The organism is Pseudomonas sp. 09C 129 (genome assembly GCF_002843625.1).
Taxonomy (GTDB): Bacteria; Pseudomonadota; Gammaproteobacteria; order Pseudomonadales; family Pseudomonadaceae; genus Aquipseudomonas; species Aquipseudomonas chlororaphis.
Genome location: NZ_CP025261.1, coordinates 3943826 through 3964565, shown reverse-complemented (window position 1 = coordinate 3964565; position 20740 = coordinate 3943826). Strand labels below are relative to the sequence as shown.

Genomic DNA, 20740 nt, shown 5'->3' with positions numbered 1-20740 from the left:
AACAACAACAAACAGGGGACACCCATGAGCCATCTCAACGAGCCGGCACTGCCGCCGCACACCCGCGACCAGGCCGGGCATGCGCCAACCACCGCCACGGGCTTCGCGCCCAGGCGCTGGCTGTACCTGATCCCGCTGATCTTCATCACCTACAGCCTGGCCTATCTGGACCGGGCCAACTATGGCTTCGCCAGTGCGGCGGGCATCGAGCAGGACCTGGGCATCAGCAAGAGCACCTCGTCACTGATCGGCGCCTTGTTCTTCCTCGGTTACTTTTTCTTCCAGGTGCCCGGCGCCATCTACGCGCAGCGCTACAGCGTGCGCAAGCTGGTGTTCTGCAGCCTGATCCTGTGGGGCCTGTGTGCGATGGCCACCGGCCTGGTGACCAATATCCCGATGCTGATGGTGATCCGGGTGTCGCTGGGCATAGTCGAAGCCGCGGTGATGCCGGCGATGCTGATCTTCATCAGCAACTGGTTCACCCGCCAGGAGCGCTCGCGGGCCAATACCTTCCTGGTACTGGGCAACCCGATCACGGTGCTGTGGATGTCGGTGGTCTCGGGCTACCTGATTCATGCCTGGGGCTGGCGCGAGATGTTCGTCATCGAAGGCGCGCCGGCGGTGCTGTGGGCGTTTGTCTGGTGGCGCCTGGCGCGGGACAAGCCCGAGCAGGTCGACTGGCTGAGCCGGCAGGAAAAAGACCGCTTGGCCGCCATCCTCGCCGAAGAGCAGAAAGGCCTGAAGGCCGTGCGCAACTATCGCCAGGCCTTCACCAGCCCGCTGGTGATCCAGCTCTGTGCGGTACATGCCTTATGGAGCATCGGCGTCTACGGTTTCATCATGTGGCTGCCGACCATCATCAAGCAGGCGGCCGCCACGGACATCGTCACGGTCGGCTGGCTGAGCGCGGTGCCTTATGTCGCCGCCGTCGCCGCCATGCTCGCGGTGTCCTGGGCCTCGGACCGCTCCGGGCGGCGCAAGTCGTTTGTCTGGCCGCTGCTGGGGTTGGGCGCGCTGGCGTTCTTCTGCTCGTACTTGCTGGGGCCATCCCACTTCTGGCTGTCGTTCGCCTTGCTGACCGTCGCCGGCGCCTCGCTCTACGCGCCTTACGGACCGTTTTTCGCGCTGATCCCGGAAGTGCTCCCGGCCAATGTGTTCGGCGGGGCGATCGGCCTGATCAACGCCTGCGGCGCGCTGGGGGCCTTCGTCGGTTCGTGGATCGTCGGCTATCTGATCGGCCTTACCGGCAATCCCGGGGCGGCCTATGTGTTCATGACCCTCGGCGTGCTGTCTTCGGCGCTGCTGATGGCCGTGGTGAAGGTCCGGCGTTGAGATCACGCCGGGCGACGACAGAACCCGGGGCCGACGGCTGCCTCGCCATTGCGCCGGCCCACCGGGTAAATACCGGCCGTGGCCGCTCGGCCACAGCCGTCTGGGGCCAGGCTATCAATGGGCCTTGGCCACGCCCTGCAGCACCGTGCTGTTGGCCTGGCTATCGTGGGCCTTGACGATATTGCCCAGGGACACCACGCCCACCAGGCGTTTCTGGCGATTGACCACCGGCAGGCGCCGCAGCTGGATATCGGCCATGTTGCGGGCCACTTCGTCGACCTCCTGGTCGTCGAAGCAATAGCGAATGTCATTGCTCATGACGCTGCTGATCGGCATATCGCAGCTTTGGCCTTTGGCCACGGCACGAATGACGATATCGCGGTCGGTGATCATGCCGACCAGCCGGTCCTCGTTGTTCACCAGGATGGCGCCGCTGTCGATGCTGGCCATCATGTTGGCGACTTCCCGCAGCGTCTGTTCGGGGCGTGCGGTCTGTACATTGCGGGTCATGACTTCAGAGATCTTCATCATGCTTCTCCTCGAAAGGCCGGGCCGCTGTGGCCCGGCATGAAAGGCAAGGGCCCAGGCCCTCGCAGGTAAGGCTCAACGATCAGCTACGACCTTCACGGGCGCCGCCGGGCTGGCCGCCTTTCTTGTTGGCGTCCGATGCTTTCTGCCGGCACTAATTGGGAGTGCCGGTTTTTTTCAAAAGTTGAAATTTGTTCGGCGGCGTACGACGAGTGGTTAGCCGCCTATGAGCGGGCCATCGAGGAAGCCCTGGCGCAAAGGGTCGCCGATCCGCAGGCGTGAGCCGGCAAACCCCGCGCTCAGGCGGGGTTTGCGGGTGCTTCACTGGGTCTTGGATTGCAGGTGCCTGGCCATGTCCAGGTGGTCCTGCAGCTTGGGCAGGGTCTCCTCGGCGAAGGCTTTCAGGTCCGGCTTGTCCGAAGACGCCACTTCTTTCTTGAACAACTCCACGGCCTTCTCATGGGCCACTACCTGGTTGTCGGCATAGGCTTTGTCGAAGGACTCGTCGCGCATCTCCAGGATCATTTGCTTGGCCTTGGCCGTCAGCGAGGCTTCGTCCGGGATCTGGATATCGAGTTTTTTCGCCAGCACCCGCAATTCCTGGTTGGCTTTGCTGTGATCACTGATCATCTGCGTGGCAAATGCCTTGACGTCCGCGGAGGCGCTTTTTTCCAGGGCCAGCTTGCTGCTTTCGATTTCATTGATCCCGGCTTGCGCGGCCTCTTCGACAAAGTCGCTGGAGCTCATCGCCATTGCACTTGAAAGGCTTCCTGCGCTCAGCAGGAACAACAGGCTCATTCGTTTCATCAGCAGGTTGTTCATGTTCTTTCTCCATTCGTGGCACGACAGGTGTCGCCTGACGGTTGATAGAGAACCTGCGGCAAAGGTTTAAATTATTTCCCGGTTTTTCGACCACCCGCAGGCAAGCCTGGCCCGCTTCGATCCGTAGGCCGCGCGCGTGCCGGGTTCAGCCAGGTATGACTCAGCGGCTGCAACGCTGGCGAATGACCCGCGCCGCTTCATCCGCGAGGATCTGGTAGAGCGCCGGGGAAGGGTGGAAGCCGTCCCCGGCCATCAGGCTGGCGGCCGGCTGGAAGCGGGTCGCCAGCAATGCGCAGCGATCCTGGCCGGCCAGCAGTTCGACCAGCAGGCTGTTGAAGCGCCGGGCCCTGAGGCCCAGGTACCAGCGCAGCGGCTGGGGCAGGGCGGGGAACAGGTGCATGGGCGGCACGGGCAGGAAGACGATGTGCCGGGCCTCGAAGCGCTCGCTCAAGAGTACGATCAGGCGCGAGATCCGCGCCTGCCATTCGGCCGCGGCGATGCGGCTGGTGACGTCGTTGACGCCGATGGACACCAGGGCCACATCGAAGGGCTCGGCCGGGCCGTCCTCCAACAGCTGGAACAACTGTCGCGAGTCCAGCCCGGACTGTGCCCGCAGCTGCCATGACAGCTGGAAGTCGCCGGCGAGGCCAGCCACCAGCCGGCCGGCAATCGCCTCGTCCTGGGTAAGGGCGCCCACGCCCGCCGCCGCGGAGTCGCCGAGGATCAACAGGCGCAGGGCCGGCCCGCTGGCGTCGGCGTGCCTGCCTTGGCGCGGGCCTTCGGCCTCCGGCAACCTGGGGGTGACCCAGCGGGTGTACAGGCCCTGGGCGAGTAACAGCGGCCCCAGGGCCACCTTGGCGAACACGTCAGTCATGGGCAGCTACTCAGAAGGCATATTGCAGACGAGTGTAGTAGTAGCCGCCAGTGAAGCCGAAGGGCGAATAACTGCCCCAGTTGTCGCCGAACGACGAGTTGCTGACGCCGATAGGGTCGGGGTACTTGTCGAACAGGTTCTGCGCGCCCACCGCCACGGTCAGTTGCTTGTCGAAGGCATAGGCCACGTCCAGGTCGGTGATCCACTTGGCCGAGTATTCGCGGTCCAGGTCCGGGTTGCTCGAACTGTTGACCTCGGTGTAGGTGCCGTAGCGGGTCAGTCGCAGGTTGACGTCGAAGTCGCGGATCGCCCAGTCGGCGGAGAAAATCATCTTGCTGCTGGGGGAGGTCTTGGTGAGCAGCGCCCGCGACTGGCGCCCGAGCAGCTGGAAGTTGCTGCCCAGGGCGCTCAGTTGCGCGGGGGTGTCGCTGACGCTGAGGATTTGCGTGTGGTTGTAGTTCAGCGCCGCGGTCCATTTCACCGAGCCGTAGCGGGCCAGGTTCTGCCGGTAATTGCCCACCACATCGACCCCGGAGGTGCGGGTGTTGGCGCCGTTGGTGAAGTACTGCGCGCCAGCGGTGGCGGGCACGCCGATGCTGTCGAGCAGGGCGGCCACTCCCGGGCCCTGGAAGCGTTCGCTGAGCACCAGGCGGTCGCGCAGGTTGATCACGTAGCCGTCCACGGTCAGGCTCAGGTCTTCGCTGGGGGTCAGGGCAAACCCCAGGCTGAAGTTGGTCGAGCGCTCCGGTTTCAGGGACTGCGCCCCCAGCGCCTGGGCGCCGGCCGAGTCCACCGGCAGGATCACATAGTTGTAGGACTGGTAGACGCCATTGATGGTGTCGAAGCCGGTCGAGCGCGCGGTGAAGATCTGGTTGGCCAGGGACGGCGCGCGAAAGCCGTTGCTGATAGTGCCGCGCAGCGCAAACACCGGGTTGAACTCATAGCGGGTGCTGAGCTTGCCGCTGCGGGTGGCGCCCACGCCTTCGTTGTAGTGCTCGTAGCGCGCGGCGACGCCCACATACCACTGCGCCACGGGGTAGAAACCCAGGTCGATGTAGCTGGCGACGCTGTTGCGGCTGATCTTCTGCTCATCCTCGGGGCTGATGCCATTGGTCACCTGGGCGCCCGGATCGGGGCGTTGCCCGGCGCGCGGGTGGCCGGCGGGAAACACATAGCCGCCATCGATATAGGCGGCCTCGGAGCCAGCACGGGTCTCGTAGCTTTCGCGTCGGTGCTCGAGGCCGAAGGCCAGGTCCAGTGGCTTGGCCAGGCCGATCTCGTAGCTGTGCTTCAGATCCAGGTTGCTGGTCAACTGGTCGGCGATATAGATGCCGGAGGTGAATTTGTTCGGAGTGTTTTCCCCCAGCGACGGGTTCTGGTTGTCGTAGGTGCGCTGCTTGGCGTAGTTGCGTCCGTAGGTGCTGCTCAGGTCCCAGGCCCAGCCGCCGAAGTCCCCGCCCTTGGCGCCGAACGCCGACTGGAAGTCGGTTTCGTTGACCAGCCAGTAGGGGCTGTAGCCGTTGGGGTAACCATTGGGGCCGGTGGTGATGGTGTTGCGGCCGTTGGGCAGGCGGAAGTTCTGGCCGTCGTTGTTCTCCCGGGTCGCCAGGGTGGAGAACGAATACAGGGTGACTGCGTCGTTCAGCGGCAGGTCGAGGTTGTAGCCGACATCGGCCAGCTGGCTGCGGGGCAGGCCGTAGCCCTTGTAGGTGTGGTGGCTGGCATCGGCCTCGCGCGGGTCGGGCGAGCCGTCGGCCAGCGGGTAGTAATGGCGGCTGTAGCCGTTGCTGCCAGCCTTGTTGTCGCGCTCCTGGTAACGGCTGTCGAGGGAGACATTCAGCACCCCGGCCTCGCCGACCTGGAAGCCGTAGTTGAGCGCCTCCTGGGCGGTGCCGCGCTTGCCGTCGTAGCCCTGGCCGAGGGTGGTGTCGGAACTGCCGCCGGTGGTCTGCTTGAGGATGATGTTGATCACCCCGGAAATCGCGTCCGAGCCGTACTGCGCCGCGGCGCCGTCGCGCAGCACCTCGATATGGTCGATGGACGCCACCGGGATCAGGTCGAGGTCGCTGGGCGCCGCGCCGCTGTTGATGCCGTTGATGTTCAAGGTGGCGCTGGTGTGCCGGCGCTTGCCGTTGACCAGCACCAGCACATGGGAGGCGGTGAGCCCGCGCAGGGTCGCCGAGCGCACCACGCCGCTGGCGTCCCAACCGGCGCGGTCGGGCAGGTTGAAGGACGGAATGAACTTGCTCAGCGCTTCCAGCAGGCTGGGTTTGCCCACCGCGCGCAGTTGTTCGCCGGTGACCACGTCGATCGGCGTCGGGCTGGTGGTCACGGTGCGTTCGGCGGTGCCACGGTTGCCCGTGACCACCACCGTATCGAGGGTCGGCGAGGCGCTTTCGGCGGCCGCCAGGTTGAACCAAGCCAGGCCGCCGGCAATCGACAGCGGCAGCAGTAACGGGCGAAACGCAGGCACGGCGTGTTGGACGGTTGAGCTGGGCATAAGCATGAAGCTCCTGAATGTCGGGGTGTCACTGCTTGCGCGCGGCGACGGCTTCGATTTCCACCAGGCCGCCGGGCAGCGGCAGGGCGACCACCTGCACCGCGGTGCGCGCCGGCTTGTGCGGCTGCTCGGCGCTGCCGAAGAACGGCGTATAGCCTTGCTGCAACCCGGCGAAATCCAGCTTGCCGCCCTTGGCCGGGTCGCCCACCAGGAACACCCGCAGCTGGATCACGTCCCCCAGGTCCAGGCCCTGGCTGTGCAGCACGCCCTTGAGCTTGTTGAGGATCGAGGTGGTCTGGGTCGCGGTGTCGCCGTAGGCGGCAAAGGAGTCCTTCGGCGCTTGCGGGTCGTGCAGGTCGGCGAGCAGGCCGCTGACGAACAGCAAGTCGGTCTGCGCCGGCACCGCCACCGCCAGGGAAATCGGAAAGTTGGAATTGGGCAGGGCGATGCGCTTGATCTCGTCGGCGTGGCTGAGGCTGGTGAAGGCGGTGGCGGTCATAAGCAGTCCTGCGAGCAGTGTGGTGGTTTTCATCGGACGGTCCTTTTTGCTGTGGAGAAAAGGGCGGAAAAATCAGGCGGCAACGCCCGGTTGCAGGCGTTCGGCATGGCGGCCGATCAGGCTGACGATGCGTCGCGCCGAATCGGCGGCGCTGTTCTGCCAGATGCCGACGCCGCCATGGGCCAGGGCATCACTGGCCAGGTAGGTACGGCCCTGGGGCTGGTTGAGGATGTGGTAGGCCTGTTCGCCGACCTCGTCGTTGACGATCCACGGGCCTTTGCTGAAGGGCACCTTGGACCAGTTGATGGCCACCGGTTTTTGCAGCTTGGCGCTGTGCCCGGGGTGCAGCAGCTCGACGGCCTGGCGCGAGGAGGCGAACTGCTCGGCCAGGGATTTCTGGCTGAAGGCCTGGGCCGCCGCGCTGGTGTTGTAGGCGGCGATAAGGATGCCCTGGGCGCTGTTCAGCCGGTCGCTGGGGTACCACAGGCCTTTGACCTCGTGGTCCAGGTAGGACAGCCCGCCGAAGATGTTGAAGTCGGTTTCCCAGAAGCGCGGCGACTGCCAGGCCACCTTGTTCGCTTGGTCGCTCTGGGCGCTGAGGATCGCCTGCTTGAATGGCGTGCTGAAGTTGTTCGGCAGCCGGGCCAGCAGCGGCAGGGGCACCGTGACGATGGCGTAGTCGGCGCTCAGGGTCTGGCTCTTGCCGGTCTGGCGGTCCTTGTAGGTGATGCGGCTGCCAAGCTCTGCGGTCTGGATGTCGCTGACTTCGGCGTGAAAGCGCACCGCATCCTTGAGCTTGTCGTAGAACGCCAGGGGAATGCGGTCCATACCGCCCACCGGCTGGAACATGGTCGAGGAAAACTCGGGGATTTCATCGAACACCAGCGCGCCCCAGAGCTTGGGGTTGAGCAGGGTCTGCAACTCCAGCGGCGCCCGGGTGATGCCAGTCTGGTCGCCGGCGCCGGGCAGGCGGGTGTAGCCCGAACGCACCGAGCCCTTGTATTGGAAGTCGGCGTTGAGGTCGCCATAGACCTTGAGAAAATTCAGCAGCGCCTGGCGGTCGTCGGCGCTCAGGTCCTGGTCCAGGGCCTTGCGGCTGACGCTGCGCGCCAGCAGTTCGGACAGCTGGCCACGGCTGTCGTTGACCGCCTGGCGCAGCTGGAACGCCGGCTGCCGGGCGTCGGGCAAGGCCAGGGCATTGCGGCTGCTGTTGACCAGCACTTGCAGCTCGACGCCCAGCTCGCGGCAATAGCCGAGAAGGGTCTGGTGATGGCTGGGAATACGCGCCGGGCCGGCGTTGAAGAACTGGCCCTCATCGAAGTCCACAGTCTGGCTGACGCCGTCGTCGAAATCGACCTTGGTGCCGCGGCGCAGGGTCCAGTTGCGTCCGCCCACACGCTCGCGGGCCTCGAGAATGGTCACGCTGAAACCGGCCTTGCGCAGTTCATAGGCGCTGACCAGCCCGGAAATGCCGGCGCCGACCACCACCACATGCTTGCCTTTGCCGCTGCTGCCCAGTTGCAGCGGGTCGAAGCTCGCCGCCATCGCCTTGGGCGCAAGCCCCAGGGCATCGAGGGCGCCGACGGCGGCGGAATAACCACCGACGGCGGCGATACGGGAAATCAGTTGCCTGCGGGTAAAAGCCATAAGGTACTCCTTGGCATGTTTGCCGATGAGGGGGTCAGAGGTCGTAGCGCACGGACAGCAAGAGGGTTCGCGGGTCGTTGACCGAGTAGTAACGGGCGCCGCTGGACGGCACGTAGCCCACCGACTGCGGGTAGGCGCGGTCGAGCAGGTTTTTCACCGCCAGGGTGGTGGTCCAGTGGCCGTCGCCGGAGATGTAGCGGGTGTTGGCGTTCCAGAAGGTCTGCCGGGGGATTTCCTGGATGTCGTCGTTCAGCGCGTTGGCGTAGGACCTGGTCTGGAACTGCGCATCGGTGCCGGCCAGCCAGGTGCCGGGCAGGCCGGCGGGGATGCTGTAATTGAGGCCGACACTGGTGTTCCAGCGCGGCGAGAACACCAGTTGTTTGCCGTTGGCATCGACCCCGGCGCCGCTGGCGTTCTCGAAGTCGTCGTACTGGCTTTGCAGGTAGCCGAGGTTGAAGGTCAGCTGCAGGTCATGGGTCAGGGCGCTGAGGGTTTCCAGCTCGACCCCGTAGGTGTGGGCCTGGCCGACATTGGTGCGCAGGCTGACGCCCAGCGCCGGGTCGTAGGCATTGGTCTGCAGGTCCTTGTAGTCGTTGTAGAACAGCGCCAGGTTGGCCCGCAGGCGACGGTCGAAGAAGTCGCCCTTGAAGCCGGTTTCCCAGGTGGTCACGTCTTCCGGGGAAAACGCCTGCTCGGCGGCGGCCCGGGTCGGTGCGCGGTTGTCGTAGCCGCCGGCCTTGAAGCCCTTGGCCACGTAGGCGTACTGGTTCAGGTGCGGCGTCCAGGCGTATTCGAAGCCGAGTTTCGGGCTGGTGGACTGCCAGGATTTGCTCGAATCGGCACTGAAATTAGTGCCGGTGATCCGTCGATTGCTGTCGATCGCGTAGTTGTCGTACTCGAAGTTCTTGTGCTCGCGGGTAAAGCGCAGCCCGGCGATCAGCGACAGTTGTGGGGTGATCTTGTAGCTGCCCTGGCCATACAGCGCATAGCTCTCGGTGTGGGTGGTGCTGTACTGGCCCTGGCCGATCACCCGGTTGCGCGCCACCGAGTAGGTGAGGTTGTCGCGCTCGGCGTCGAACTGCTCGCGGTACAGGTACAGGCCGGTGCTGAAGCTTAGGTCGTCGTAGTCACCGTTGAGCTGGAACTCCTGGGTGGCGTAGTCCTGCTTGTAGAGGATCAGGTTGTTCTGGATCAGCGCCGCCTGGCCCGAGTTGTCATAGTCCACCGGCTGGTGGAAGGCCGAGTAGGCGGTCACCGACTTGAAGTTCAGGTGCTCGTCGATGGCGTAGATCGCCCGCAGCACCGAGCTGCCCTGGTCGAGGCGGTTCTTCGGATCAAGGCTGCTGTAGCTCTTGAACTTGTCGAAACGACCGTTGGCATCGAAGGGCGTGTAGCTGGTGGTGTCGCCCCGGTCGAAGGTGCCGGCCAGGGTCAGTTGCACATCCCAGGGCGAATCGTCCGGCTTGTAGCGCAGCTTGCCGCGGTACGACTGGATATCGACGTTGTTCACGTCCTTGCCGCGGGTGGGGTTGGAGACGGTGCCGTCGCGGCTCAGGCGGATCGCCGAAAAGCTGCCGAACAGGGTGTTGTCCACCAGCGGTCCGCTGATCAGCAGGCGGCCGTTGCGGGCGTCGTAGTCACCGGCGCCGAGTTCGAGGAAACCCCGGGTTTCCTGGGTCGGGTCGCGGGTGATCACGCGGATCGCCCCGGCGCTGCTGTTGCGTCCGTACAGGGTGCCCTGGGGGCCGCGCAGCACCTCGACGCGCTCGACGTCATTGAAATCGAGCATCGAGGAAATCGCCCGTGGGATGTACAGGTCGTCGGCGTAGACCGCCACGGCCGCTTCCTGGATCGGATCGGTCTCGCCGATGCCACGGATGCCGTAGGTCTGCGCGCTGTAGGAGATCGACTGGCGGCTGAGGGTGAGGTTCGGCACCTGCCCGGAGAGGTCGCGGATGCTCTTGATCTGCTTGTCTTCCAGGGCTTTTTCATCGAACGCGGAGATCGCCAGCGGGGCCTTTTGCAGGTCCTCGGCATGGTGCTCGGCGGTGACGGTGACCACCGGCAGCGCAGCCTTGTCGGTGCTTTCTTCGGCGTGGGCCGGCAATCCGGCCAGGTTCAGCGAGACGCCGGCGCTCAGGGAGACAGCCAGCGTCAGGCGGTGTGCGGTGAAGTGCTGCATGGTGAACCCCAGGTGTGTAGGTTGGCGTTGTTTTTTTCCGGGCAAGGCTGCGCCGGGGCCATGCTTGGAAATCCATGGCGGCGGGGGGCTTGGGCCGGTTTTCAGGTTCGGGTGGAGCTATTGACCGTGGAGTGGTGTCGGCCGGAAAAAATGCAGTTCCGTGGGCCTCCACCTGGTCGGGTGGTCGGTGCTGGATGTAACAGTATTTGTATAAATACGCCGTGTAAAAGTCTGAATAGTTATAAGTTAATTATAAAAATATGTAATTTAATGCGATTAATAAATGCGTATTTCTGATGTTTATTTTGAGGGGTTCAGAACGAAATCGCGGGCAAGTCGGATCGCCGCCCGCTCGCTCCTACGGACAGTAGCGTCTGTAGGAGCAAGCGGGCGGCGAGCGGCTTTGCAGCGGCTGGCGCTAGAGGCTAATAACCGCGCTCGAGATTCGCCGGGTTCTCCAACGGCTGCCCGGCAAGAAAACGCTCGAGGTTGGCCAGGAAACCGTCGGCGATCTCATGCCGGCTGTTGGTGGAAACCGACGAGGTATGGGGCGACAGCCGCACCCTGGGATGGCTGTACAGCCGATGGCCGGCCGGCAGAGGTTCGGGTTCGGTGACGTCCAGCGAGGCCAGGCCGATGTGCCCGCTGTCCAGGGCCGCGAGCAGGGCGTCCTGGTCCAGCAGGCCGCCGCGGGCGATGTTGATCAGGTGCAGGCCGGGCTTGGCGCTGGCCAGCACCTCGCGGTCGACGATATGCCGGGTCGCTTCGGTCAAGGGCGCCGCCAGCACCAGATGGTCGCTACGGGCGAACAGCTCATGGATATCCCGCGCCGCCTGCACGCCCTCGACCTCGAACGGCGCCTGGCTCTGGCGCAGGGCAAGCACATTCAGGCCCAGGGCCCGGGCCTTGCCCGCCAGGCTGCGGCCGATCGCGCCAAAGCCGAGAAGCCCCAGGGTGCTGCCCTTGAGCGGGGTCAGCGCGGTGAAGTTCCACTGCGGGTCATGCACCCAGATCTGCGGCAGGTGCTTGGCCGCGGCGAAGATCGCGGCCAGGGCGAACTCGGCGATGTTCTCGGCCCCGCTGCCGCGCAAGGTGCTGACCGGCGGGCCGTTGAACAGCCACCGGGGATAGAAGTCGATGCCCGACGACACCACCTGGATCCAGCGCAGCGCATAGGGCCAGCCCGGAGGCGGGGTGTCCGGCGCGAGGTAGCCGCGGACATTGATCGGTCGCGCCAGCAGGATGCCGACCTCGGCCGGCAGGTCGCTGGGCACCCCGGCGGGCACGTCGAGCACCCTGGCCCCGGGGTGAGTCTGCTCAAGGCGCTGGCGGATCACCGCATTGAAGTCGGCATCCAGTTGGCTGGCGATAACGAGTGGGGTCATGACTTGTCCTTGTTCTGGCGCTGGGCGAATACCGCCTTGCCGACACCTTGCAGCACGGCATCGTTCTGCGGGGTGTGGACACGACCGCAGAGCACATCGCGGTAATGCCGTTGCAGCGGGCTGTGGCGCGACAGGCCGGGGTTGCCGCAGGCCTCGATGGCCAGCTCGACGGCGCGAATCGCGTTGCCGGTCACCAGGTACTTCAGTTGCGCGGCGTTGCTCGCCGGCGTGCGGCCTTCGGCGGCGGAATCCAGCAGGCTGCGATTGGCGAACAGCAGGGTATCGATATGGCCGAGGGTTTCCTGGAAGCGCGGCAGGGTTGCCAGTGCCGCGCCGAGGTTGGACGGCTTGCGTTGTTCCAGCCAGCCCACCAGCCAGTCCCGCGCGGCCTGGGCGATGCCGTCGTAGACCGCCGACAGCAGCACCGCCATCCACAGGAATCCATCGCCATCCAGCTCCGGTTGCGGCGCGCTCCAGGGGCTGACGCTGACGGCGTGGTCCAGCGGCACCAGCACGTTGTCGAACAGCACTTCGTGGCTGCAGGTGGCGCGCATGCCCAGGTGGTCCCAATCCTCGACGATACTGATGCCGGGGGTGTCCTTGTGCACCAGCCAGGCGCCGACCAGCGGGTCTTCGTCGGTGCTGCGGGCCCAGACGCTGAACCAGCTCAGGCCATGGCTGCCGGTGGAGTAGATCTTGCGCCCGCTGATGCGCCAGCCGGCGGCGGTGCGCCGGGCGATGGTCGCCGGCAGGCCGCCGCGGGCCGGGGTGCCAAGGTCGGGCTCGACCCGCAGGGCATTGATCAAGGCGCCGTCGCGCACCGCGTCGGCGGCCACCCGCAGGCGCAGGGCTTCGGGCCAGCTCTGGCTGTCTTGCAGGCGCGAATGCTGCAGGTACTGCATCACCAGGATCAGCGCGGTGGAGGGTTCGCCCTTGGCCACCGCGCTGATCACCTTGCGCGCCTGGGCCAGGCTGGCGCCGCCACCGCCCAGGTGCTTGGGCACCGTCAGGGCCAACAGGCCGTGCTGATGCAGCAGGGCAAAGTTGTCCCGGGGAAAGGCGCCGCTCTGGTCATACAGGTGGGCCGTGGCGCCGAGTTGCTGGCCGAGGCCTTGCAGCAAGGCGTCGAAGTCGCCGACTTCGACCGGGTGCAGCAAAGGCGGCAGGGGAGAAGAAAGACTCATGGTGACTTCACTCGATCAAGGAGGCTGGGAGCCGGTTCATAGCGGCAGCAAGGCAAAACTTCGGTCCCACAGGGGACTGACGTCGAGCCGTTCGCTGAGCACGCCGGCGTCGAAGAACAGGTCGGCGACTGCCTGCTGCGAGGCGATGGCCTGGTCGTTGACGGCGATGATCCGCGACGGCTGGCTGCGGTTGTTGTACATGTCGAGAAACACCGCCTTGTCGACGCCCAGCAACTGCGCCGACTTGCTCGCCCAGGGCCCGGGGTTGTCGTTGATCCACTCCAGGGTGCGCGCCTGGCGCTGGATATAGTCCTGAATCGCCTGCTTGCGCAGCGGCTCTTCCAGGGCCGCGGGCCGCGCGGCGATCAGGTAGTTGCCGGACAGGTAGCCCAGGGCGGTCTTCAGTACCCGGGCGCCGCTGCGGAATTTCGCCAGCTGGATAAACACGCCATAGATCACCCAGGCATCGAGCTGGCCACTCTGGAAGGCGCTGAACCCATCCTGGGGCGTGAGCGCTACCGCGGTGATGTCGTTCATGCTCAGGCCCTGTTCCTTCAAGGCCTTGATCAGGAAGTAGTGCGAGGTGGTGGAGCGCACATAGCCGACCCGCTTGCCGCGCAATTGGCCGACCGACTCGACCTTCGAGTCCTTGGGAATCAGGAACACCTGGTTGTTCACGTCGCCTTGCAGCACCGCGATCAGGCGTGGCTGGCGATGGCTCTGGATCGAGAAGATCGGCGGGATCTCGCTCATCCCGCCGACGTCCAGGCTGCCCGAGGCCAAGGCCTCGACGATCAGGTTGCCGCCGGCGAACTCCGAGTATTCGACTTTATAGGGGGTATCGGCGGTGCCGGCGTCCTCGACGAAGTAGGAGTCCTGCCCACGGTAGGTGGCGACTCCCAGGGTCAGGTCGGCAAGGCTGTTGCCCTGGGCGAATACCCGTGGCGCAAACCCCAGCGATGACAAACCCAAGGCGCCGAGGGCCAGCGAGCTGGCGGTGAGGAATCCGCGACGGTTGAGGTATTCGCTCATGCCACGGCCTCGCTCTGGGTTGCTCTGGCCTGGGATGGCTTGGCGTAGCGGTTGACCGGCACCGGCAGGCCGAGGTTGTCGCGCAGGGTCTGGCCGCTGTATTGGTCACGGAGCAGGCCGCGTTGTTGCAGCACCGGCACCACCCGTTCGGTGAAGTACTGCAGGCCGTCCGGCAGCAGCGAGTTGATGATGAAGCCGTCGGCTGCGCCGCCTTCGAACCACGTCTGAATGGCATCGGCGACCTGCTCGGGGGTGCCGACGAAGTCGCGCCGTGGTCGGGAGAAGCGCAGGGCCACTTCGCGCAAGGTCAGGCCCTCGTCGCGGGCCAGTTGCTTGATCCGCTCCGAGCCGCCTTTCTGGCTGTTGGCGCCGAGGTCGCCGAGTTCGGGGAAGGGCCCGTCCAGCGGGTACTGGCTGAAGTCATGGTCGTTGAACGGCCGGCCGAGAGCGACGATCGCATCTTCGACGCTCACCAGCGCTACCGCCTGCTGGTAACGCTCTTCGACTTCTGCGGCATCGCGGCCAACGATCGGGCGGATGCCGGGCAGGATCGACAGCAACTGTGGATCGCGGCCAAAGCCGGCGGCGCGGCGCTTCAGGTCCTGATAATAGGCACGGGCTTCGTCGAAGCCCTCGGAATTGACGAAAATCGCATCGGCATTTTCGGCGGCGAAATTGCGCCCATCCTCGGAGGTGCCGGCCTGGAAAATCACCGGCTGGCCTTGCCGGGAGCGCGCGATGTTCAGCGGGCCCTTCACCGAGAAGAATTCACCCTTGTGCTCCAGGGCATGCAGCTTGCCGGGAGTGAAGAACTCGCCGCTGTGCTTGTCGTAGGCGAAGGCGTCGTCTTCCCAGGAATCCCACAGGCCCTGGACCACCGCCACATGTTCCTTGGCGATGCGGTAGCGCACGGCGTGGGGCGGGTGCTCGGCCTTGCCGAAGTTGTCGGCGGTGCCGCTGAGCCAGGAGGTGACTACGTTCCAGCCGGCGCGACCGCCGCTGATATGGTCCAGCGAGGCGAGTTGGCGGGCGACCTGGAACGGCTCGGTGTAGCTGACGGTGACAGTGGCCACCAGGCCGATATGCCGGGTGCTGGCGGCCAGGGCCGAGAGGATGGTCAGCGGCTCGAAGCGGTTGAGGTAGTGCGGGCTGGATTTTTCATGGATGTGCAGGCTGTCGGCGATGAACACGAAGTCGAACTTCGCCGCCTCGGCCAACTGCGCCTGCTGCTTATAGAAGTCGAAGTTCACGCTGGCGTTGGCCAGGGCCCGCGGGTGGCGCCATTCGCCCCAGCCGTGACCGACGCCATGGACCATCGCGCCGAGTTTCAATTGACGTTGTTTGCTCATGGTGGTGCTCCTGAATCCGTAGCCTGGTTAGCGGGATGCCTGGTTGAGTTGCACGCGCGGGGCGTTGAAGCTCTTGTCGAAGCCCTGGGAAACGTCGATGGGCCGGGTGAGGATGCCTTCCTCGCGGTAGATGTCCGCGGTGGTTTGCAGGCCGCCGATGACCTGGTCGTCGATCGCCACCGGCTGCATGTGCGTGGCCTTGGCCACCGCCAGGTGCACCGCCAGCGGCAGGCCGGTGACCTGGGCCTGGGCGGCGGCGAACTCCTGGGGATGGGCATTGGTCCAGCGGTAGGCGCGATCGACCCGGGCGACGAAGTCTTCGAGCTGCTGGCGTTTGTCGGTGATGGCCTGGCGGGTGGCGGCCAGGTACAGATGGTTGCTCAGCAGGCTGTCGCCGCTGGCCAGCACCTTGGCCTGGCTCTGGGTGGTGGCGATGGTGGTGTAGGGGTCCCAGGTCGACCAGGCGTCGGCGCTGCCGTTGTCCAGGAGAATGCGCGACTCGCTGGGCAGCAGGTAGATGAACTGCACGTCCCGGGTGCTCAGGCCGACACTGCGCAGGGCCTTGATCGCCAGGAAGTGGCCGATGGAGCCACGGGTGGTGACGATGCGCTTGCCCTTGAGGTCGCGGGCGTCGTTCAGCGGCGAATCCCTGGGCGCGAGAATGGCCGTGGTGTAGCGCCCCTCGGCGTGGACGATGCTGACCACCTTGAGCGGCGCGCCGGCGCCGAGGGCGAACACATAGGGCGCATCGCCCAGGGCGCCGATATCCACGGCGCCGGCATTCAGCGCTTCGCCCAGGGGGGCGGCGGCGGGGAACTCGGAGAACTGGATTTCATAAGGCACGTCCTGCAGCTCGCCGGAGACTTGCAGCAAGACCTTGATCGTGGATTTCTGATTGGCCACCCGCAGCGGTTGCAGGTCGGCGGCCTGCACCGTGGCGGCGAGGCAGAGAGTGGCGGCCAGCAACAGCGGGGTGATGAAGGGCAGGGTAAGGCGCATGACGACAGGCTCCAGGCGGGTGTCGGTGGTTGGGGGTCACCTCCGCCTGGAGAAAGGGGTCGGTCCGGGTGTTGCGTCGGCTGGCTCATGACCGCTGAAGGCACATGAGCCGGGCTTCAATTCACAGGGTTCAGATCACATAAAAACCGTGGGTGCCGTCGCGGGCCAGTTGCTCCACCAATCCGAACTCCCAGTCCAGGTAGGCTTGCATGGCTTCGTGGGGGTTGTCGGTGCCCTCGTAGGGCCGGCGATAACGGTCGATGCGCGGCGAGGCCAGGCGGGTTTCGCCCGTCTCCAGCGGCAGCTGCGCGGCGATCCAGCTGGCGGTGCCCTGGTGCAGCAGGAATACCGCCTTGCCAGTCAGGGCCTCGACCTCGGCGACTGCCAGCCGTGCCAACTGGCTGCTGCCGCAGGTCAGCACATAACGCTCGGCGGGCGGCAGCTTGGCCAGGACCTGCGGCAACTGCGCGCGCAAGGCCCACCAGGCCCCCGGGATATGCCGCTTGACGTAGTTGGCGCTGCTGGTGAAATCCAGCACCAGAGTGTCGCCTTCGCCCAGCCATTGGGCCAGGGTGTCGGGGCTGATTTCCTCGGCCTGGCGCGGCGCGGGCACCGGGGCCTGCCAGGGGCCTTGTTCGCTGAAATGTGCGGGCTGCAAGTCGTCCAGCACGTACACCTGCCAGCCCAGCTGCGCCAGCCAGGAGGCGGACATATTGGCGCGCACGCCATCGTCGTCCACCAGCACCAGGCGCGCGCCGCGCACACTGGCGAAATGATCGGTTTCCTGTACCAGTTGTCCGCCGGGGGTGGAGCGGGCCGTGGGCAGGTGGCCGGCCTCGAATTCTTCCGCGGTGCGCACGTCGAACAGGTAGGTGCTGCGCTGCGTTTCCTGCTGCCAGCGTTGCAGATCGCCGAGGCTGGCGCGGCCCACTCGTGCCTTGTCGGCCACCCGCCGGGCGTCTTGGGCGGCGCTGTCTCGATGAGCTTCGCTGGTCGCAGCGAAGCGCCGCGACTGGCCATGCTCCAGCGTTTGCCCGGCCAGGGTCCAGCCGATGGTGCCGTTGCGCAGGGCGGCCACCGGGTTGGCGATGCCGGCATTGATCAGCGACTGGGTGCCGATGATGCTGCGGGTGCGTCCGGCGCAGTTGACGATGATCCGGGTCGCCGGGTCCGGCGCCAGCTCGCGGGCGCGCAGCACCAGCTCCGCCCCCGGCACGCTGATGCCACGGGGAATGCTCATGGTCTGGTATTCGTCGAAGCGCCGGGCGTCGAGCACCACCAGGTCCGCCTGGCTGTCGAGCAGGGCCTGGACTTCCTCCGCCGCCAGGGACGGCGTATGCCGTTGGCTCTCTACCAGTTCGCCGAAGGCCTTGCTCGGCACATTGACGTCGATGAACAACTCGCCACCGGCGTCGCGCCAGCCTTGCAGGCCGCCCTCAAGCAGGCTGACGTTGCTGTAGCCCAGCGCTTGCAGACGTTGCACGGCACGTTCCGCCAGGCCTTCGCCATGGTCATAGAGAGTGATCTGGGTATCGCGTCGGGGAATCCGCGCATACACCTCCAGCTCCAGTTTCGACAGCGGGATATTGGCGGCGAACAGCGGATGCCCCTGGGCGAAGGGTGCCTCTTCGCGCACATCGACGAGGGCCAGCTCTTCACGGTTCAGCAGCGCCTGGCGGATCTGCGGGTAGGAGCGGGTAGGTGCTGTGCTCATAGGGCTTGGCTCTCTTTGGACAGGTCCCAGATATTGGGCAGGTAGGCGTTGGAATAACCGGAAATGAACAGTTTTTCGCTGCCGTCGCTCTGGTACACCGCGCGGCGCACGGCACCGATATTGGCGCCGTAGACATGGATGCTGATGGACACCTGGTCGTCGAAGGCGTTGCTGACCTGATGGATGTCGCCGATCTTCGGCGACACCGCCTCGACCTGGCCGGGCAGCAGCTGGATTCGCTGGCCCTCGGCCCGCAGGCTGCCGTCGCTCTGGCGGGCAAAGCCCTGGGAATACTCCGCGCCGCGCAACATACCGATCAGCCCCCAGACCCGGTGGTCGTGGATCGGCGTGCGTTGCCCCGGCCCCCAGACAAAACTGACGACGCTGAAGCGCTGCCGGGAATCGGCGTGCAGCAGGTACTGTTGATAGCGCTCCGGGTCGGGGCGGGCGAAGTCTTCGGGCAACCAGTCGTCATGGCTGACCAGCTGGGCCAGCAGCTTGCCGCCGCGGTGCAGCAGATCGCCTTCGCGAGGATTGCTGTCGATCAGCTCCGCCAGGGCGCCTATGAATGCTCTGAGTCTCTCCGGGTGTCGGGCCTGGGTCATGGCGATTCCGTGGTCGTGGTCTAAGTTCGATATCAGGTTCGTTATCAGGATTTAAGCATAATGATTTTTCTTAATATGCTATTTTTTTATGATTAGGTTATAGCTGAAAGGAATTTAGAACCCTTGCGAATAGCGTTAGACGTTATCGATAGATGCGCCAGGCTATCCAGCCACTCACATTCAAACTATGCTTTTCGAACATCTTAATGACTGTTCTCTATGTGCGGACCAAATGAAAATTGATGATATCGACGCCTTTGTCGAAGTGATTCGCTGCCAGTCCATCAGCCATGCCGCCGAGACCTTGCAACTGACGCAACCGGCTATCACCCGGCGGGTGCAGAACTTCGAGCAGGCCTTGGGCGTGGAGCTGTTCGACCGCAACACCAAGCCGCTCAAGCCCACCCTGATCGGTACCCGGGTGTACGAGCAGTGCCGGCTGATCCTGCGGGAAATGGATGCCCTGCGCGAACTGGTGGCCACCGATGCGCCGCCCACCGGGCTGTTGCGCCTGGGCGTGCCGCAGACCATCGGCGATGTGGTGCTGCTCGATGCCCTCAAGCACCTGCGGGTCGAATACCCCGAACTGCGCGCCCAGGTGGCCACGGGCTGGGGCAGCCAACTGGTGGGCAAGATCGAGCGTGGCGAACTGGACGCGGCGGCCGCGCTGTTCCCGGCCGGCAAGATCTTCCCGGACAACATCATCGGTGAGTCGATCGGCAAGATGGAGCTGGTGGTGGTCTGCGCCAAGGCGCAATTGCCCAAGCGCCCGTGCAAGCTCGCCGACATCTACCAGAACGGCTGGATTCTCAATCCGGACGGCTGCGGCTTCCGTGCCGGGCTGCAACGCACCCTGTCGGACCAGGGCCTGGCCCTGCGGGTCAACCTGGAAACCTTCGGCACCGAGTTGCAACTGGGCCTGGTGGCCGATGGCCTGGGGCTCGGCCTGGTGCCGCGGCCGTTGCTGGAGCGCAGCGCCCACCGCGAACAACTGGCGGTGATGCCGCTCAAGGACTTCAAGCCGGTGATGGATCTGTGGCTGATCTACCCGCATTTTCTCGGCAACCTGCAAGGGCCGGTGGATGCCTTTGGCAAGCTGGTCGCGGGCTCGCTGCAGAAGATCAAGAGCGCCGCGTGAGCGGGGTAAAGAGGGAGGGGAGAGGGACGGCTTAAAATAAAAAATAATGATAATTAGCTTAGATTAAAATGTGCTTTTTATTATTTTTTGCCTTCCCCTAGGCTTGCTGGAGTTCCTTAAAGGCCATCCAGGAAGTTTTGCCATGAGCAGCGTCAGCCCGTTATCCAGCGTCTCGAAAAATGTTCGCCAGCGTGTCAGCCCCGAAGAATGGGAGGTGCGCGTGAAGCTCGCCGCGGCCTACCGGCTGGCGGCCTTGTACAAGTGGACCGATCACATCTACACGCACTTTTCCGCGCGGGTGCCGGGGCCCGACGAGCATTTCCTGATCAACGCCTTCGGCTTGCTGTTCGACGAAATCAGCGCTTCCAACCTGGTCAAGGTCGACATCGACGGCACCATCGTCGACGACCCCACGGGCCTGGGCATCAACTACGCCGGTTATGTGATCCACAGCGCGATCCACGGCGCCCGTCCCGACCTGCACGCGGTCCTGCACACTCACACTCGCGACGGCATCGCCGTGTCCGCCCAGCGCGACGGCCTGCTGCCGATCTCCCAGCACGCCATCGGCTTTTCCGGGCGCGTGGCCTACCACGGCTACGAAGGCATCGCCCTCGATCTCGACGAGCGCGAACGGCTGGTGGCGGACCTGGGGGACAAGAGCGTGCTGATCCTGCGTAACCACGGGCTGCTCACCGCGGGCATCAGCGTCGAGCATGCGTTCCAGCAACTGCATTACCTGGAGCGCGCCTGCAATATCCAGATCGCTGCCCAGGCCAGCGGCAATGCCGAACTGATCTTCCCGCCGGCCGAGGTGGTGGCCAAGGTCGAGAAGCAGGCCGAAGCCTTCAAGAGTGGTGATGGGCCGGGTGTCGCCCGGCATTGGAATGCATTGATCCGGCAGTTGGAGCGTAGCGATACGGCTTATAAGGAGTGACGCTCTGGCGCGC

General features: G+C 65.1%; 17 protein-coding genes. 3 read left to right on the top strand and 14 right to left on the bottom strand.

Going from position 1 to position 20740, the window contains the following annotated elements; translation table 11 throughout:
* Positions 1 to 24: 24 nt before the first annotated feature.
* Complete coding sequence (locus CXQ81_RS17895) at positions 25 to 1332, top strand: MFS transporter (protein ID WP_101338035.1); 1308 nt, start codon at positions 25 to 27, stop codon at positions 1330 to 1332.
* A 114-nt stretch (positions 1333 to 1446) separates the two neighbouring features.
* On the opposite strand, the gene CXQ81_RS17890 is transcribed toward CXQ81_RS17895, so the two are convergent.
* From CXQ81_RS17890 to CXQ81_RS17825, 14 genes are all read right to left on the bottom strand, one after another.
* Positions 1447 to 1860, bottom strand: a complete 414-nt coding sequence (locus CXQ81_RS17890; protein ID WP_007925499.1) for a CBS domain-containing protein — start codon at positions 1858 to 1860, stop codon at positions 1447 to 1449.
* 321 nt (positions 1861 to 2181) lie between these two features.
* Complete coding sequence (locus tag CXQ81_RS17885) at positions 2182 to 2682, bottom strand: DUF4142 domain-containing protein (protein ID WP_101338034.1); 501 nt, start codon at positions 2680 to 2682, stop codon at positions 2182 to 2184.
* 160 nt (positions 2683 to 2842) lie between these two features.
* Positions 2843 to 3556, bottom strand: a complete 714-nt coding sequence (locus CXQ81_RS17880; protein ID WP_101338033.1) for an SGNH/GDSL hydrolase family protein — start codon at positions 3554 to 3556, stop codon at positions 2843 to 2845.
* A gap of 10 nt (positions 3557 to 3566) precedes the next feature.
* Positions 3567 to 6056 (bottom strand): TonB-dependent siderophore receptor, encoded by a 2490-nt coding sequence (locus tag CXQ81_RS17875; RefSeq protein WP_101338032.1) that lies wholly within the window; start codon positions 6054 to 6056, stop codon positions 3567 to 3569.
* A gap of 28 nt (positions 6057 to 6084) precedes the next feature.
* On the bottom strand, positions 6085 to 6588 hold the full coding sequence (locus tag CXQ81_RS17870; protein WP_101338031.1) for a RidA family protein: 504 nt from the start codon (positions 6586 to 6588) through the stop codon (positions 6085 to 6087).
* Between the two features lie 39 nt (positions 6589 to 6627).
* Positions 6628 to 8202, bottom strand: coding sequence for an FAD-dependent oxidoreductase (locus CXQ81_RS17865; protein WP_101338030.1), 1575 nt, complete (start codon positions 8200 to 8202; stop codon positions 6628 to 6630).
* A 34-nt stretch (positions 8203 to 8236) separates the two neighbouring features.
* The gene (locus CXQ81_RS17860) at positions 8237 to 10384 is read right to left on the bottom strand and encodes a TonB-dependent receptor (RefSeq protein WP_101338029.1); all 2148 of its coding nucleotides are present in this window, start codon (positions 10382 to 10384) and stop codon (positions 8237 to 8239) included.
* Positions 10385 to 10809: 425 nt separating this feature from the next.
* Positions 10810 to 11769 carry a D-isomer specific 2-hydroxyacid dehydrogenase family protein gene (locus tag CXQ81_RS17855; protein WP_101338028.1) on the bottom strand — a complete coding sequence of 320 codons (960 nt, stop codon included), beginning with the start codon at positions 11767 to 11769 and terminating at the stop codon, positions 10810 to 10812.
* On the bottom strand, positions 11766 to 12953 hold the full coding sequence (locus CXQ81_RS17850) for an acyl-CoA dehydrogenase family protein (protein ID WP_101338027.1): 1188 nt from the start codon (positions 12951 to 12953) through the stop codon (positions 11766 to 11768). The genes CXQ81_RS17855 and CXQ81_RS17850 overlap by 4 nt, the downstream gene beginning before the upstream one ends.
* Before the next feature lie 36 nt (positions 12954 to 12989).
* A complete protein-coding gene (locus tag CXQ81_RS17845) occupies positions 12990 to 13985 on the bottom strand; it encodes an ABC transporter substrate-binding protein (protein WP_101338026.1) in 996 nt (331 codons plus the stop codon).
* Positions 13982 to 15334 (bottom strand): LLM class flavin-dependent oxidoreductase, encoded by a 1353-nt coding sequence (locus tag CXQ81_RS17840; RefSeq protein ID WP_101338025.1) that lies wholly within the window; start codon positions 15332 to 15334, stop codon positions 13982 to 13984. Before CXQ81_RS17840 ends, CXQ81_RS17845 begins: the two co-directional genes overlap by 4 nt.
* 27 nt (positions 15335 to 15361) lie before the next feature.
* Complete coding sequence (locus tag CXQ81_RS17835) at positions 15362 to 16333, bottom strand: ABC transporter substrate-binding protein (protein WP_101338024.1); 972 nt, start codon at positions 16331 to 16333, stop codon at positions 15362 to 15364.
* A 130-nt stretch (positions 16334 to 16463) separates the two neighbouring features.
* Complete coding sequence (locus tag CXQ81_RS17830) at positions 16464 to 18047, bottom strand: rhodanese-related sulfurtransferase (protein ID WP_101338023.1); 1584 nt, start codon at positions 18045 to 18047, stop codon at positions 16464 to 16466.
* On the bottom strand, positions 18044 to 18652 hold the full coding sequence (locus CXQ81_RS17825; protein WP_101338022.1) for a cysteine dioxygenase: 609 nt from the start codon (positions 18650 to 18652) through the stop codon (positions 18044 to 18046). Before CXQ81_RS17825 ends, CXQ81_RS17830 begins: the two co-directional genes overlap by 4 nt.
* A 232-nt stretch (positions 18653 to 18884) precedes the next feature.
* Here CXQ81_RS17825 and CXQ81_RS17820 point away from each other — a divergent pair, with 232 nt between their 5' ends.
* Together CXQ81_RS17820 and CXQ81_RS17815 are read left to right on the top strand one after the other, a co-directional pair.
* Positions 18885 to 19790, top strand: a complete 906-nt coding sequence (locus CXQ81_RS17820; protein WP_009049085.1) for a LysR family transcriptional regulator — start codon at positions 18885 to 18887, stop codon at positions 19788 to 19790.
* 142 nt (positions 19791 to 19932) lie between these two features.
* Positions 19933 to 20727, top strand: coding sequence for a class II aldolase/adducin family protein (locus tag CXQ81_RS17815; protein WP_101338021.1), 795 nt, complete (start codon positions 19933 to 19935; stop codon positions 20725 to 20727).
* Positions 20728 to 20740: the final 13 nt, after the last annotated feature.